At 61.8% G+C, this 12,318-nt stretch carries 11 protein-coding genes; all 11 read left to right on the top strand.

Going from position 1 to position 12,318, the window contains the following annotated elements; genetic code table 11:
- Positions 1 to 8 precede the first annotated feature (8 nt).
- The 11 genes from Q666_RS44245 (at position 9) to Q666_RS44195 (ending at position 12,317) form a co-directional block, all read left to right on the top strand.
- Positions 9 to 1,655 (top strand): dihydroxyacetone kinase subunit DhaK, encoded by a 1,647-nt coding sequence (locus Q666_RS44245; protein ID WP_023003186.1) that lies wholly within the window; start codon positions 9 to 11, stop codon positions 1,653 to 1,655.
- 563 nt (positions 1,656 to 2,218) lie between these two features.
- On the top strand, positions 2,219 to 3,259 hold the full coding sequence (locus Q666_RS44240) for a TRAP transporter substrate-binding protein (RefSeq protein WP_023003188.1): 1,041 nt from the start codon (positions 2,219 to 2,221) through the stop codon (positions 3,257 to 3,259).
- A 66-nt stretch (positions 3,260 to 3,325) separates the two neighbouring features.
- Positions 3,326 to 3,913 (top strand): TRAP transporter small permease, encoded by a 588-nt coding sequence (locus Q666_RS44235; protein ID WP_023003189.1) that lies wholly within the window; start codon positions 3,326 to 3,328, stop codon positions 3,911 to 3,913.
- The gene (locus Q666_RS44230) at positions 3,910 to 5,226 is read left to right on the top strand and encodes a TRAP transporter large permease (RefSeq protein WP_023003190.1); all 1,317 of its coding nucleotides are present in this window, start codon (positions 3,910 to 3,912) and stop codon (positions 5,224 to 5,226) included. The genes Q666_RS44235 and Q666_RS44230 overlap by 4 nt, the downstream gene beginning before the upstream one ends.
- Positions 5,227 to 5,314: 88 nt before the next feature.
- Positions 5,315 to 6,079 (top strand): SDR family NAD(P)-dependent oxidoreductase, encoded by a 765-nt coding sequence (locus Q666_RS44225; protein WP_023003191.1) that lies wholly within the window; start codon positions 5,315 to 5,317, stop codon positions 6,077 to 6,079.
- Positions 6,080 to 6,089: 10 nt separating this feature from the next.
- Positions 6,090 to 6,857 carry a crotonase/enoyl-CoA hydratase family protein gene (locus tag Q666_RS44220; RefSeq protein ID WP_031270371.1) on the top strand — a complete coding sequence of 256 codons (768 nt, stop codon included), beginning with the start codon at positions 6,090 to 6,092 and terminating at the stop codon, positions 6,855 to 6,857.
- Between the two features lie 19 nt (positions 6,858 to 6,876).
- A complete protein-coding gene (locus Q666_RS44215) occupies positions 6,877 to 7,347 on the top strand; it encodes a MarR family transcriptional regulator (RefSeq protein WP_208984233.1) in 471 nt (156 codons plus the stop codon).
- Positions 7,348 to 7,372: 25 nt separating this feature from the next.
- Positions 7,373 to 9,187, top strand: coding sequence for a feruloyl-CoA synthase (locus Q666_RS44210; RefSeq protein WP_031270373.1), 1,815 nt, complete (start codon positions 7,373 to 7,375; stop codon positions 9,185 to 9,187).
- A 16-nt stretch (positions 9,188 to 9,203) separates the two neighbouring features.
- Positions 9,204 to 10,076, top strand: a complete 873-nt coding sequence (locus tag Q666_RS44205) for an amidohydrolase family protein (protein ID WP_023003195.1) — start codon at positions 9,204 to 9,206, stop codon at positions 10,074 to 10,076.
- Positions 10,073 to 10,528 carry a DUF3237 domain-containing protein gene (locus Q666_RS44200; RefSeq protein WP_023003196.1) on the top strand — a complete coding sequence of 152 codons (456 nt, stop codon included), beginning with the start codon at positions 10,073 to 10,075 and terminating at the stop codon, positions 10,526 to 10,528. The genes Q666_RS44205 and Q666_RS44200 overlap by 4 nt, the downstream gene beginning before the upstream one ends.
- A gap of 214 nt (positions 10,529 to 10,742) precedes the next feature.
- Positions 10,743 to 12,317 carry an acyl-CoA dehydrogenase family protein gene (locus Q666_RS44195; RefSeq protein WP_023003197.1) on the top strand — a complete coding sequence of 525 codons (1,575 nt, stop codon included), beginning with the start codon at positions 10,743 to 10,745 and terminating at the stop codon, positions 12,315 to 12,317.
- Position 12,318 lies beyond the last annotated feature (1 nt).

Raw genomic sequence — 12,318 nt, 5'->3', positions numbered from 1 at the left:
GACGGGACATGAAGCAATTCATCAATACCAAGGAAACGCTCGTCACCGAAGCGATTGACGGCATGCTGCGCACGGCCGGTGGGCGGCTCGCCCGTCTCGACGGTTATCCGCATATCAAGGTGGTGGTGCGCACCGACTGGGACAAATCCAAGGTGGCGCTTGTCTCCGGCGGCGGCTCTGGTCATGAGCCAAGCCATGCAGGTTTCGTCGGCCAGGGCATGCTCACGGCGGCCGTCTGCGGCGAGGTGTTTGCCTCGCCCTCCGTGGATGCGGTACTGGCGGGAATTCTGGCCGTCACCGGCAAGGCCGGCTGCCTGCTGATCGTCAAGAACTACACCGGCGACCGGCTGAACTTCGGTCTGGCAGCCGAGCGGGCCCGCTCCTTCGGACTGAAGGTCAACATGGTGATTGTCGATGACGACGTTGCCTTGCCGGACCTGCCGCAGGCGCGCGGTGTCGCCGGTACGCTGTTCGTGCACAAGATCGCCGGAGCGCTCGCCGATCAGGGCGCTGATCTGGAGACGATTACCGAGGCGGCGAAGAAAACCATCGGCGGTGCGATCTCGATCGGCATGTCGCTGGACACCTGCACGGTGCCGGGCTCGCCCAAGGAAGACCGGATTGCCCATGGCAAGGCGGAACTCGGGCTTGGTATTCATGGCGAGGCGGGGATCGAGCAGGTTGATTATTCGAATGCCCGCGCCGCCATGGCCATGGTGGTGGACCGGCTTGCACCGAACCTCGCACCTGGACCTCATGTGGCGATCGTGAACAACCTGGGCAGCACGACACCTCTTGAAATGTCGGTGCTTCTGGAAGAGCTCACGGCCTCGCGCATCGGCAGCCAGATCCGCTGGGTCATCGGCCCCGCGGCGATGATGACCTCGCTCGACATGCATGGGTTCTCGGTGTCGCTGCTGCCGGTCGGCAAGACGGAAGAAGCCCTGCTGCAGGCGCCGGTCGCACCCTGGGCGTGGCCCGGCTGCCTTGCGCTTGGTGCTGTGTCGGTGCTGCCGCTGCCGGACGGTCTGACGCCGATCCAGCCGCTGCCGTCCAAGAACCCGGAGACGCGGAAGTTCATCGAACGCTGCTGCGACATCCTGATCGCGGCCGAGGACGATCTCAATGCGCTTGATGCCAAGTCGGGCGACGGCGATACGGGCAGCACGCTTGCCACCGCTGCACGGGCACTGGTGAAGGCACTCGACCGGTTGCCGCTGGCGGATCTCACCCAGCTTTATCGCGCCATCGGTCTGGAACTCAGCCAGACGATGGGCGGATCTTCCGGTGTCCTGCTGGCGATCTTCTTTGCCGCTGCCGGCGATGCGTCCTCCAGCGGCCGTGGGGCCATTGGAGCGCTGAAAGCGGGTCTTGACCGGATCATGCAGGTGGGCGGTGCCCAGCCGGGTGACCGCACCATGATCGACGCCCTGCTGCCGGCGCTCAATGCTCTGGAAAACGGTGTCGAGGCGGCTGCTGCCGAAGCCCGTCAGGGCGCGGACGCCACGTCGCGGATCACGCGGGCGCGCGCGGGCAGGGCATCCTATGTCTCGGAGGCGAGCCTTTCGGGTCACAACGATCCGGGTGCGGAGGCCGTCGCCCGGCTGTTCGAGCAACTGACCCTCTCACCGGCCCTTACCTCCAAGTCCGCGTAGGCCGGCACCTGACCGGCAGGCCGGGCTTCGAGCCCACGGCCTGCCGGTGCTTTCCCTGATTTTCCATTCTATTGAACCAGCCCCTGGTCGCGTGTCCTCGCCAATGGTGTTCCGGCGTTCGGATAACCGGCAAGGCCCGGGACATTGCGACCTCCGGCAGGCTTTCCACAAATTCCCGTTGGCTTGATGCTACCGCCTTGATGCCCTTGCGTTAGGTAAGGTGCCTGTCGGCATGCCGGCTGGCGGGTCTTCCTTTGCAGGAAGTGGCAGGGTTGATGATAAAGACGTTTTCTGTCCATTCTTCTCACGGAAACCCTTGCCTTCGGGATTGATCCATCACAAACTCCGGCAAATTTTACGGGATCTTGTGATGCTTTTGCGGCTGACCAGAATGTATAACTTTCCGATTGGTCGCCTGCATGCAAAGCTCAAGCCGAAGGGAGTGAACCAGGTCGCCAAATAGAGCTTGAAAAAAGTTATGTAATATAACTATTATAGATCATCATCTGATCGGAGGGAGGAATCCGGTCAGGTTTTGAAGTTGATCGAACAGGGAGGAAACCATGATCAACTTGCATAAGCAGTTTGCCAAACTGGCTGTGGCTGCGACTGTCTCCGCAATCGCACTTGGCGGGAGCATGTCGTCCACACTTGCGCAGGAAGTCACGCTGCGCCTGCACCAGTTCCTGCCGGCTCAGGCCAATGTACCCAAGAACGTTCTCGACCCCTGGGCCGACAAGATCGAAGCGGAATCCGGTGGGCGCATCAAGATCGAGCGTTATCCGGCCATGCAGCTGGGCGGTAAGCCGCCGGAGCTGATCGATCAGGTGGTCGATGGTGTCGTTGATATCGTCTGGACCGTTGCCGGTTATACCCCGGGCCGCTTCCCGCGCGCAGAAGTGTTTGAGCTTCCGTTCACGATGACGGATGCGGAGACCATGTCTCGCGCCTACTGGAAGCTTGCCGAAGAAACGATGATGGATGAGGACTTCGCGCGCTTCAAGCCGCTGGCCCTCTGGGTTCATGGACCCGGTGTCATCCACTCCAGCAAGCCGATCGTCGCACTGTCCGACCTGAACGGCGTCAAACTGCGTGCACCGACCCGTGTCACCAACAAGCTGTTCTCCAATCTGGGTGCAACGCCGATCGGCATGCCGGTTCCGGCCATACCGGAAGCGCTCAGCAAGGGTGTTGTCGATGCGACGGTTATTCCGTGGGAAGTCGTCGGCGCGCTGAAGGTGAACGAGCTGGTCAAGAACCACACCGAGTTCCCGGGCAAGGCGCTCTACACCACGTCCTTCATCTTCGGGATGAACAAGGACAAGTACGACAGCCTGCCGGACGACCTGAAGGCCATCATCGACGCAAACTCCGGTGAGGAATTCTCTGCCTTCGCCGGCAAGCAGATGCAGGCCGATGATGCCGGCCCGCGGGCCGCGGCCGTGGAGATGGGCAACAACATCATCACGCTGACGGACGAGCAGGCTGCCGAGTGGGAAGCCGCCGCTCAGGGCACCATCGACGAGTGGTATGCCGAAATGGATGCCAAGGGCATCGACGGCAAGGCGCTGCAGGCCCGTGCCGAAGCGCTGATGGCCAACTGACCGTCATGAAGCAGCCCTCCGGAACCTGGTGTTCCGGAGGGCATCCTTCGACAGGATACACGTAAAATGCTGCTCACTCTGGTGGAGCGTCTCGCGCGCTTCATGGCGATCCTTGGCGGTCTGGTTCTGACAGCGCTGATCGGGCTGACCTGTGTCAGCGTGCTTGGTCGCGGGCTGAATACATTCGGTCATTCCGAATTCATGACCTCGCTGTCCGAAAGCGCCGCCAACGCGCTGATCGCGACCGGTGTCGGTCCGGTTTCCGGCGATTTCGAGCTGGTCGAGGCGGGGATCAGCTTCACCATTTTCGCCTTTCTGCCTATCTGCCAGCTTAAGCGGGGGCACGCCACCGTGGACGTCTTCGCCGGCAGTTTTCCGCGCTGGATGAACCGGTGGCTGGAAGTCGTGTGGGAGGTTCTCCTCAGCTTGCTGATCTTCCTGATCACCTGGCGGCTGTTCGTCGGCATGGAAGACAAGATGCGCTACAACGAAACCACCTTCCTGCTGCAGTTTCCGATCTGGTGGGCCTTCGCGCTCAGCTTTGCCGCCGCCGCTGTTGCCTCCGTCGTCGCGCTCTACTGCGCCGTCGCCAAGGTGCTTGAACTAATCACCGGCCGGCGTTTCACGCCCGATGCCGAGGGAGGGGTCCATTGAGCCTGCTTGAACTCGGCTATCTGTCGTTTCCCGTTCTTCTGCTGCTTATCTTCCTGCGGGCGCCGATCGGCCTTGCCATGATGATTTGCGGTCTGGGTGGTCTCTATCTTGCGACCGGCAGTTCCAACATCATTCTCGCCAAGCTGAAGTCGGAGACCTATTCCACCTTCTCCAGCTACTCGCTGACGATCATTCCGATGTTCCTGCTGATGGGACAGTTCGCGACCCACTCGGGCATGTCGTCGTCTCTCTTCAAGGCCGCCGAAAGCTGGCTCGGCCACCGCAAGGGCGGTGTTGCCATGGCTGCGGTCGGGGCCTGCGCGGGCTTTGGCGCCATCTGCGGATCGTCGCTGGCAACCGCCGCCACCATGAGCCGTGTCGCGCTGCCGGAACTGCGCCGCTACGGCTATTCCGGCGGCTTTTCGACGGCAACGCTGGCCGCCGGCGGCACGCTCGGTATTCTCATTCCGCCGTCGGTCATCCTGGTGATCTATGCCATCCTGACCGAACAGAACATCGCCAAGCTGTTCCTGGCTGCCTTCATTCCGGGCATTCTGGCGGCCATCGGCTACATGATCACCATCTCGATCTATGTCCGCCTCAACCCCGGCTCCGCCGGAACGCGTGAGCCGGTGCCTTATGCGGAGCGCATGCGTGCGCTGATGGACGTCTGGCCTGTGCTTCTGGTGTTCGGGCTTGTGGTCGGTGGCATCTATCTGGGCTGGTTCACCCCAACCGAGGGTGCTGCCGTGGGTGCGGCCGGAACGGGCATCATCGCGCTCATTTCCGGTAACCTGACCTGGAAGGTCTTTGTCGACAGCATGATCCAGACGGCCATGAGTACGGCGATGATCTTCTTCATCGTGCTCGGTGCCGGCTTCTACAACAGCTTCCTGGCACTCAGCCAGCTGCCGCAGGAACTCTCCGGCTGGGTCGTTGGCCAGGGCTTCAGTCCGCTTGTCGTTCTGACACTGATCCTGCTGTTCTACCTGGTCTTCGGTTGTCTCATGGACAGCCTGTCGATGATCCTTCTGACCATCCCGATCTTCTTTCCGGTGATCAGCGTGCTCGACTTCGGCATGAGCCCGGAACACGTTGCCATCTGGTTCGGTATCCTGGTGCTGATCGTTGTCGAGGTGGGGCTGATAACACCGCCCGTCGGCATGAACCTTTTCATCATCAACGCGATGGATCGGTCGACGCCGATGAAGGAAACCTACAAGGCGGTTCTCTGGTTCGTAACGTCCGACATAGTCCGCGTGATCCTGTTGGTCCTCTTTCCGTCAATCACCCTGTTCCTTCTGGCTGGCTAACCCAGCCGGAAGGAGTGCGCCCTTTCGGCGTATCAAAATAGGTATGAGATATAACAATGATGACTAAAACCAATTCAGAGGCTGTGCCATGCTGATATCCGGACAAGCGGCTTTCGTGACAGGTGGCGGCAGTGGCCTCGGGGCCGCGACGGCCCGTCATTTTGCGAGCCAGGGCGCGAAAGTTGCGATCCTTGATTTTAATATCGACCGGGCCCGCACTGTGGCGGAAGAAATCGGCGGCTTCGCCGTTCAGGCCGACGTCAGCGACGAGGCAGCCGTAGGGACTGCACTGGACGAAGCCATCGGGTTGCTCGGTGAAACGCCGCGCGTTGTCGTCAACTGCGCCGGCGTCGGCTTTGCCGCGCGCATCGTCGGCCGGGAAGGCAAGCTCTCCTTCGATACCTTTGAAAAGACGCTGAAGGTCAATCTCTTCGGCACGTTCAATGTCATGAGCCATGCCGCAAGACGCCTCATGGACGTGGAGCCGCTGGAAAACGGCGAGCGTGGCGTGATCGTCAATACGGCATCGGTCGCCTTCGAGGACGGCCAGCTGGGCCAGGCTGCCTATTCGGCGTCCAAGGGCGGCATTGCCGCCATGTGTCTGCCGGCAGCGCGGGAGTTTGCCCAGCACGGCATCCGCGTGATGGCCATTGCGCCGGGCCTGTTCAGAACGCCGATGATGGAAGGCCTGCCGGAAGAGGTCTCAGCCAAGATCACTGCCAACATTCCGTTCCCGCCACGTCTTGGCGAGCCGGAGGAATTCGCCCTGCTTGCCGGGCACATCGTGACCAACCCGTTCCTGAACGGCACGACCATCCGCCTGGATGGCGCCGTGCGTCTGCCGCCGCGCTGAGGAGACACCGATGACAGAACCGATGCTGAAAATTGAGATTTCCGATAGCGTCGCGACCCTGACCATGAACCGTCCGGACAAGCGCAACGCCATGTGCGACGAGCTGCTTGGAGCCATTGACGGCTTTTTCCTGTCTCCGCCCGCCGAGGTGAAGGCGGTGGTCATCACCGGCACGGCCGGGCATTTCTGCTCGGGCCTTGATCTGTCCGAGCATGTGGCCCGCGACGCGGAAGGAACCATGCGCCATTCGCGTGGCTGGCACCAGGTGATGGACCGGATCCAGTTCGGCGGATTGCCTGTGGTATCCGCCATGTTTGGCGCCGTCATCGGCGGCGGTCTGGAACTGGCCAGTGCCACCCACGTGCGCGTTGCCGAAACCTCCGCGTTCTTCCAGCTGCCGGAAGGCCGTAGGGGCATCTTCGTCGGTGGTGGCGCTTCCGTGCGCGTGGGCCGCATTCTGGGAGCGGACCGGATGACCGAGATGATGCTGACCGGCCGCAAGTACAACGCGGACGAAGGCCTGGCTCTGGGTCTTGCTCATTACACCGTCGGCGAGGGAGAGGCGCTGGCCAAGGCACAGGACCTGGCAGGCCGGATCGCTTCCAACGCGCCGCTGTCCAACTACATCATGATCCAGGCGCTGGCGCGCATTGCGGACATGTCCAAGACGGACGGTCTCTTTACCGAGAGCCTGTGCGCCGCCATTACACAGACCAGCCCGGACGCGCTGGAAGGCCTTGCCGCCTTCCTGGAAAAGCGCAACCCGACCTTCAGGTGATCTCATGAGGAAAACCGCGATGGAACCGGAGACCGAGACCGGAATTGTCAACGTCAGCGACAGGACCCTGCGCGCGCTCTACGGCTATCAGATGAAGCGGACGTTCAACGTCATTCAGTCGGACCTGAGCCGCACCCTGAAGCCGTTCGACCTGCGCATGCTGACCTATACCGCCCTTGTGCTGATCGTCGACAACCCGGGCCTGCGACAATCCCAACTGGCCGAGGCCATGGATATCGAACGGCCCAACCTGGTCGTGATTGTCGACGAACTGGAGCGGCGTGACCTGATCATCCGGGACCGGTTGCCGAGTGATCGCAGGGCCTATGCGTTGAAGGCGACACTGGCCGGTCGCCGGTTGTGTGAAAAGGCAATCGCCGCGGTCATGGAGCACGAGAAGATGCTGCTCAACGGTATCAGCAAGGACGCGTTGAGTGTCGCCACCAAGGTGATGCAGATGATTGAAAGCAACCGCCAACGGGAAGACTGACATGAAGTTTCGGGAGGAGACGATCATGAAGCGCACCACGGAATTTCTGCGCCACTCGGTCGAGCGGGAAGATCGCCCGGATGGCAGCATTCTGCTGCGGTCCACCTATCCGCTGAGCCCGGTGGTCGAGCGGACGGGAGACTGGCTGCACCAATGGGCGGGGGAAGCTCCGGACAGGGTGTTTCTGGCCGAACGCAGCGGTGCCGGCTGGCGCGAGGAAAGCTATGCGGGCATCCTGGAAAAGGTTCGGGCGATCGGTGCCGCGCTCCTGGCAAGAGGCATGGGGGCAAATACGCCGATCCTGATCATGTCCGGCAACGGTGTCGATCACGGCATTCTTGCGCTTGCTGCCCAGTATGTCGGAGTGCCGGTGGTGCCGGTGGCCGAGCAGTATTCACTAATTCACGGTGCCCATGGCCGCCTGCGCGAGGCGATCAACCTCATCAAGCCGAAAATGGCCTATGTGGTCGATGCCGACCAATACGGCGAAGCGTTGAATCTGGAAGATCTTGCGTCGGTCGAGATTGTCGCCAGCCGCCCGGGAAGCCGGAACGTTACCGCCTTCGCAGATCTTCTGAAGGGAGACGGCAGCGTCGACGTCGACAGTGCTTTCGCGGCCGTCACGCCGGATACGGTCGGCAAGATCCTGATGACCTCCGGCTCGACCTCCAGCCCGAAGGGCGTTCTGACCACCCACCGGATGATGTGCGTGAACCAGGCCCAGCTTGCTGACTCCATGCCGTTCCTGCGCAAGCGTCCGCCGGTGATCGTCGACTGGCTGCCCTGGAACCACGTTTTCGGCGGCTCGCATAATTTCAACATGATGCTGGCCAACGGTGGCAGTCTCTACATTGACGACGGCAAGCCGGTGAAGGGCCTGTTCGAACGAACGGTGGAGAACCTGTCGTTGAAGACCGGTACGCTGGTGTTCAACGTGCCGCTTGGCTTCGGCATGCTGCTGAAGGCACTGGAGGCGGACGCGGATCTGCGTCAGCGCTTCTTCGAGGATCTGGACCTGATCTTCTATGCAGGGGCCTCCCTGCCGCAGGAGGTCTGGTCCGGATTTGAGCGCATGGCGATGGAGGTAAAGGGCGAGGTGCCCTTGATGACGTCTTCCTGGGGACTGACCGAAACAGCGCCCTCGGCCCTGATGCAGCAGGAACCTGCCCCCCACTCCGGCATTGTCGGTGTTCCGGTGAGCGGCGTCACCGTCAAGCTTTTACCCGATGCGGACATGCGCTGCGAAGTCCGCGTGAAGGGCCCCAACGTGATGCCCGGCTATCTCAACGATCCTGAAAAGACCGCCGCGGCCTTCGATGAAGAAGGGTTCTTCATCACCGGGGATGCGATGCTGTTTCTTGATCCGGCAGACGCAAACAAGGGCATGCGCTTTGACGGCCGGATATCGGAAGACTTCAAGCTGCAGTCCGGCACCTGGGTGCGGGCGGCGCAGCTGAAGCTGGACATGCTGTCCCGTCTCGCACCGCTTGCCGCAGACCTGATCATCACCGGCGCCGATCGGAACCAGATCGGAGTGATGATCTTCCCGAATGTCGCGGAGCTCACCCGGGAAGGCTTTGACCTCAACGATGATGACGGTGCTTTCCGCTGCAAGCTGCTGCAGGGCGAAATCCACCGCCGGCTTTCGGCGCGCGCCCGCGAGATCAGCGGCAGCTCGACACTGGTGTCCCGCGCCATCGTGCTGTCTCAGCCCGCTTCCATGCCCGAAGGCGAGATGACCGCCAAGGGCAATCTGAACATCCGAAAGGTTCTGGCGCGCCGCGAGGCCCTGCTGGAACGGCTTTACACCGACGATGACCCTGCTGTGGTCACTCTCTGATTGAGGAGCGCTTGAAATGGTCGATATCACCAAGGTTCGCGCCATCGACATCCACACTCACGCCGAAGAGCCCTGCGGCTGTCATTCCGACGATGGCTATGACGACCTGCAGGCCACGATGGCGAAATACTTCCGCGCGCCCTGGAGCCATCCGCCGACCGTACCGGAAACGGCAGCCCATTACCGCGAACAGAACATTGCGGCGGTAATCTTTCCGGTCGATGCCGAGCGCGAGACCGGCTACCGCCGCTACAAGAACGAGGAAGTGGCGGAGCTTGCCGCCGAAAACGACGATGTGCTGATCCCCTTCGCCTCCATCGATCCGCACAAGGGCAAGATGGGTGCGCGCGAGGCGCGGCGCCTGATGAGGGATTTCGGCATCAAGGGTTTCAAGTTCCACCCGACGATGCAGGGTTTTTACCCCAACGACCGCATGGCCTACGAGCTCTATGAAGCGATCGCGGAAGAAGGCTCCATTGCGCTGTTCCACACCGGCCAGACGGGCGTCGGCAGCGGCATGCGCGGCGGCAATGGCATGCGGCTGAAATACTCCAACCCGATGTATATGGACGATGTCGCGGTCGATTTTCCCGACATGAAGATCATCCTCGCGCATCCTTCCTTCCCCTGGCAGGAGGAAGCCCTGGCGGTCGCCCAGCACAAGCCCAATGTCTATATCGACCTCTCAGGTTGGTCGCCGAAGTATTTCCCGGAAATCCTGGTGAAATACTGCAATTCGATCCTGAAGAAGAAGGTGCTGTTCGGCTCCGACTGGCCGATGATCACGCCGGAGCGCTGGCTGGCGGATTTCGAGAAGATCGCCATCAAGGACGAGCTGCGGCCGGACATCATCAAGGGCAATGCGGCAAGGCTGCTGGGGCTGGCATGATCACTCCGCAGCTCTCCCATTTCTGCGACCTTGAGGTCGAACTTGGCCCTGTCCGGGAACTAGGCCAGGGCAGGGCGGGTGCGCGGCGGATCATCCCGATTGTCGGTGGCCGGGTGACAGGTCAGGTGTCCGGAACGGTGCTGGACATGGGCGCTGACTGGCAGACGATCCTGGCAAACGGTTCGGCCGACATCGACACCCGCTACGCCTTCGAGACAGACGACGGCGCGGTGATCGAGATCATCAACAAGGGTGTTCGCCATGGTCCGCCGGACGTGCTGAAAGCGCTTGCCCGCGGCGAGGATATCGACCCGACGCTCTATTACTTCCGCACGGCGGCGCGGCTGGAGACCGGAGACCCGCGTTATGTCTGGGTCAACAATACTCTCTTCGTCGGCACCGGCCGGCGGCTTGCCTCCGCCGTGCTTGTGTCCTTGTTTCGGGTGGGGTGAGGGAGCAACAACTTGGCCTTGGACGCCTCTTTGCCAGAAGCCTTTGTCCGGCTGCTTCCTCATCCTGAGGAGGGCGACAGCCCGTCTCGAAGGATGGGCGGCAATCTCCGGCGCAAGCGGCCCATCCTTCGAGACGGACCTGAAGGTCCTCCTCAGGATGAGGGGGAATACAAAGCGAATACCCGATTGAGTATCTGTTGAAAGCCTGGAACTGATGAAACCCTTCACCGCACCGCTTGACGATATCCTGTTCTGCCTGACCCATGTTGCCGGGGCAGCCGATCTGCCGGACTTCGATGCGGATCTTGCCGCCGAGATCGGCGGTCATTTTGCGGCCTTTGCAGAAGAGCAGTTGGCCCCGTTGAACGAACCGGGCGACAGCCAGGGTTGCCGGCTGGTGGAGGGGCGGGTGCGCATGCCGGACGGGTTCCGCGAAGCCTATGCCGCTTATGCGGAGCAGGGCTGGCCGGGATTGACGATCCCGGAAGCACTTGGCGGGCAGGGGCTCGATGCCGGCGTGCTTGCGATCACCTCGGAGATCTTCACCGGCGCCAACCACAGTTTGCAGATGGTGACGAGCCTTGCTGCGGGTGCCGCCCGCACCCTGCTGGCCTTTGGCACGGAAGATCAGCAGGCGCGCGTGATCCCGCAATTTGCCTCCGGCGAGGCCCTCGCCACCATGTGCCTGACCGAACCGGACGCGGGGTCCGATCTTTCCCGCATCCGTTGCCGGGCTGTGCAGGCTGGTGATGGTTGGTCAATCAGCGGTGAGAAGATCTTCATCTCCGGCGGCGATCAGGACATGAGCGAGAAGATCCATCACCTGGTGCTGGCCCGCACGTCAGACGATGGCGTGAAGGGCCTGTCGCTGTTTCTGTGCCCGTGCACCCGCGCGGACGGCAGCCGCAACGCGGTGACCGTGACCCGTATTGAGGAAAAGATGGGTCTGCATGCTTCGCCCACCTGCCAGCTTGCTTTCGACGGCGCCGACGCCGAACTGGTTGGCCGGGAAGGCGAAGGCCTGAAGGCGATGTTCACGATGATGAACCATGCCCGCGTGGATGTGGCCTTGCAGGGTGTTGCCCATGCCGCCCGCGCTGCGGATATCGCCAGCACCTATGCGGCGGAACGCAAGCAGGGCCGGGATGCCGCGGGCAATCCGGTGACGCTGGATGGTCATGCCGACGTACGTCGCATGCTGGACGAGATCGATGCCCTTGCCCTTGGCGGACGAGCAATCGCGCACCTTGCGCTCGTCACGGTCGAAGCAGGCGAGAACCGGGCACTGGCGGAATTCCTGACACCGATCGCCAAGGCTTACTGCACGCAAGCCGGCATGCAGGCAACGGAGCTTGGCATGCAGGTGCTCGGCGGATACGGCTATCTGAAGGAATACGTCCTGGAACAGTGCTACCGGGATGTGCGGATTACCGCGATTTATGAAGGTGCCAACGCCATTCATGAAAGAGCACTGGTCACGCGTCTGTTGCCGGGCAAGGAAAGCGAGGCATTCGAAGAATTCCTGCGGGCCGAATGTCTGCGGAACGACAAGGTTTACCCGCAATTGGGCGAGGTTGTCGCCAACTGGTGCCGGGTTAGGGATCGGGTGTTGCAGAGCGAGGACCCGACAGCCCTTGCCCATGACTTCATGAAACTGACGAGCAAGACCTTGTTGAAGGTCCTGTGGGCACGCATGGCGGAAAAGGCTGACCTTCATCCGGACCCTGAGCGGATCAGGCGGCTTGCGGTGAAAGTACTTGAAAGGCCGGAACTGGCGCTGAGCGCCTGAG

Origin of the sequence: Labrenzia sp. C1B70 (assembly GCF_000475395.1) — a bacterium.
Taxonomy (GTDB): Bacteria; Pseudomonadota; Alphaproteobacteria; order Rhizobiales; family Stappiaceae; genus Roseibium; species Roseibium algicola.
This window is presented reverse-complemented; position numbering and strand designations above follow the sequence as displayed.

What these genes read in the sequence shown, in the direction of transcription:
- Q666_RS44245 (WP_023003186.1), top strand. Translation starts at nt 9, where the DNA reads ATGAAGCAATTCATCAATACCAAGGAAACGCTCGTCACCGAAGCGATT.
- Q666_RS44240 (WP_023003188.1), top strand. Translation starts at nt 2,219, where the DNA reads ATGATCAACTTGCATAAGCAGTTTGCCAAACTGGCTGTGGCTGCGACT.
- Q666_RS44235 (WP_023003189.1), top strand. Translation starts at nt 3,326, where the DNA reads ATGCTGCTCACTCTGGTGGAGCGTCTCGCGCGCTTCATGGCGATCCTT.
- Q666_RS44225 (WP_023003191.1), top strand. Translation starts at nt 5,315, where the DNA reads ATGCTGATATCCGGACAAGCGGCTTTCGTGACAGGTGGCGGCAGTGGC.
- Q666_RS44220 (WP_031270371.1), top strand. Translation starts at nt 6,090, where the DNA reads ATGACAGAACCGATGCTGAAAATTGAGATTTCCGATAGCGTCGCGACC.
- Q666_RS44215 (WP_208984233.1), top strand. Translation starts at nt 6,877, where the DNA reads ATGGAACCGGAGACCGAGACCGGAATTGTCAACGTCAGCGACAGGACC.
- Q666_RS44210 (WP_031270373.1), top strand. Translation starts at nt 7,373, where the DNA reads ATGAAGCGCACCACGGAATTTCTGCGCCACTCGGTCGAGCGGGAAGAT.
- Q666_RS44205 (WP_023003195.1), top strand. Translation starts at nt 9,204, where the DNA reads ATGGTCGATATCACCAAGGTTCGCGCCATCGACATCCACACTCACGCC.
- Q666_RS44200 (WP_023003196.1), top strand. Translation starts at nt 10,073, where the DNA reads ATGATCACTCCGCAGCTCTCCCATTTCTGCGACCTTGAGGTCGAACTT.
- Q666_RS44195 (WP_023003197.1), top strand. Translation starts at nt 10,743, where the DNA reads ATGAAACCCTTCACCGCACCGCTTGACGATATCCTGTTCTGCCTGACC.